A 2558-nucleotide genomic window follows, 5' to 3' on the forward strand; every position below is an offset into this window, starting at 1 on the left:
GCTGCGATCTTTTGATCTTGTTTTTTACAATCCAGATCAAAAGATCGCAGCCTGCGGCAGCTCCTACAGGGAAGGTTTGCGCCATTTTTCGATGGGCAATTTGGTGATGGCAAACCCGCTCAACAGGATCGCCGAATAGATCATCAGCTCCCGGGACAGGGTTTGCCCCTCGTACCAGGCGCCGATGATCACGGCGAACACCGGGAAAATGATAAACACGAACGACAGGATGATCGGGCTCAGGCGTTTCAGCAGCAGAAAATAAACGATAAAGCCGCCAACCGAGGCCACTAGCCCGAGGTAAACCAGCGCGCCCCATGAGCGTGCGGTGATGTCCTGGAACACCGGTGTTTCGAAGCTCAGTCCGACAATAAATAACATCGCACCGGCGATACCGATCGGCAGTGTGTTGTAGGTGATCACGCTGATCGCACTCCCGTGTTTTTTCGTCACCACGTAACACAGCGCATGCATCACTGCGGCGCAGAGAATCGCCAGCACCCCCAGCCACTCCGCCTGATCCAGGTGCAGACCCTGACTGCGAATAATCATGAACAGACTGCCAAAACCAATGGCAATGCCGAGCATTTGCGACGGGTAGATCTTCTCGCGCAGAAACAGCGCAGAAAACAGCAGGATAAACACCGGCATGCAACTGAACAGCAGTGCCGTCAGGCCCGACGAGACGTGCATCTCGCCGTAGTTGAGCAGGTAATACGGCAGGCTGAAATACGACAGCGTGACGAACACAAAAAACCAGCGGCTCTGCCGAGGGAACAGCAACGGTTCTTTGCGCAACAACGCGAAACTCAAAAACAGTGGAAATGCGATAAGAAAGCGCAGCCCGGCGGCCGTCAGCGGCGGCACGCTTTCCACGGCGATCTTGATCCCAAGCCAAGTGGTGCCCCAGCTCAGGCAGACGATCAGAAACAGGGTGCTGGTGATTAATCCGGCGAGCCAGGGTTTGCTGATGTTCATCGGTGTGCTGACGGCGGTCGACATGTTGGGTGCTCCGAGCGGTGGAATTGACCTGATCGGTGAAACGGTCTATTTCTGATTGAACCTGTTTTAAGCACGCTATTCGGGGCGAGAATGACTGTCAAAGTAAGTATTGCCATGGTGTCAATCCTCCGCGACGGCCTCAGCAATGGCATCGGCGTGAAGTACAAACGCCTTGCCGATGGCGTGGCGCAGGCCATCGAGGAGGGTGTGATAGAGGCTGGCGGCAAGTTACCGCCGCATCGACTGTTGGCCGACAGCTTGGGCGTGACCATCGGCACGATCAGCCGTGCCTACGGTGAGCTGGAACGTGTGGGATTGGTCGTCGCCCGTGTAGGCGACGGCACTTACGTGCGTAAGAGGGGGATGGAACGGCCGCAGGACAAAGGCTTTCGCAATGTCAGCGATGAGCCGTCCACGTGCCTGGACATGAGTCGGAATCAGCCGATGCCCGGGCAGGAAACCGAATTCATGCGGCAAAGCCTGCTGGATCTGGCCAATGAGCCGGGCGTCTTGCGGCAACTCAGCGGGTATACCGCCGAAGCCGGTATGGCGCGGCATCGCGTGGCGGCGGCCGTTTGGCTCAGCCACGGCGAATTCGTACCCCGCGCCGATCAGGTGCTGTGCGTCAACGGCGGCCAGCATGGTCTGTTGAGCGCGTTGATGGGTTTGCTCAAGGCCGGCGACACGGTTGTCACCGAGCATTTGTCCTACCCCGGTTTGATCAGTGTCGCTCGTCAGCTCGGGATAAAACTGATCGGCGCAGCGATGGACGACGAAGGGCTTTTACCGTCAGCACTGGAGGATATCTGCCGCCAGCATAGGGTTTCGGCGCTTTATTGCACGCCGACGATCCAGAATCCTACGGCGGCGGTGATGTCCGTCCCACGGCGCGAGGCGATTGCCGAAGTCTGTCGCCAACACAATCTGCTGATCATCGAAGACGAAGCGCATGCCGTGCTGGATCGCCAGCGCCCGTTGCCGCTCAGTTATTTTGCGCCGGAGCGATCAATACTGATCGGCAGTTTGAGCAAGGCTGTTTCAGCGGGGTTGCGCGTCGGTTATCTGCACGCGCCGCAAGCGTTGATCGGCCGTATCAGTTCAGCCATTCGCAGCACGTGCTGGATGGCGAATCCTTTATCGATGGAAGTGGCGAGCCTGTGGATCGAAAACGGCATGGCTAAGCACTTGCTGGATGAGCAGATCATTGAGATTGGTCGGCGCAAAGCGCTGGTCGCGCCGGTGCTGGAGGGCTTGAGCTACAACACTCACGCCTTTAGTCCGCACTTCTGGGTGGAAGTCCCCGAGTTGTGGCGCGCCTCGCAGATTGCGGCGGAGTTGAAGGAGAACAATTATCTGGTGGCGACCGCTGAGGCGTTCGCGGTGGGGCATGCGGCGGTGCCGCAGTTTATCCGGGTGAGTGTGTGTAATGCGGTGGGGGATGATCGGTTGTTGCTTAGCGGGTTTGAGGCTCTGGCAAATGCCCTGACACAACACAATCCCCTGTAGGAGCTGCCGCAGGCTGCGATCTTTTGATTCTGTTTTTAAAAGACAAGATC

General features: G+C 57.7%; 2 protein-coding genes. One reads left to right on the forward strand and one right to left on the reverse strand.

Annotated elements, in window-relative coordinates:
- Positions 1–63: 63 nt before the first annotated feature.
- Positions 64–978 carry a DMT family transporter gene (locus EJA70_RS08325; protein WP_178116841.1) on the reverse strand — a complete coding sequence of 305 codons (915 nt, stop codon included), beginning with the start codon at positions 976–978 and terminating at the stop codon, positions 64–66.
- Between the two features lie 114 nt (positions 979–1092).
- Between EJA70_RS08325 and EJA70_RS08330 the strand changes: the two genes are divergently transcribed.
- The gene (locus EJA70_RS08330; protein WP_158830451.1) at positions 1093–2508 is read left to right on the forward strand and encodes a PLP-dependent aminotransferase family protein; all 1416 of its coding nucleotides are present in this window, start codon (positions 1093–1095) and stop codon (positions 2506–2508) included.
- Positions 2509–2558: the final 50 nt, after the last annotated feature.

The organism is Pseudomonas sp. PB103, assembly GCF_009764635.1.
In the GTDB taxonomy this organism is placed as follows: Bacteria; Pseudomonadota; Gammaproteobacteria; order Pseudomonadales; family Pseudomonadaceae; genus Aquipseudomonas.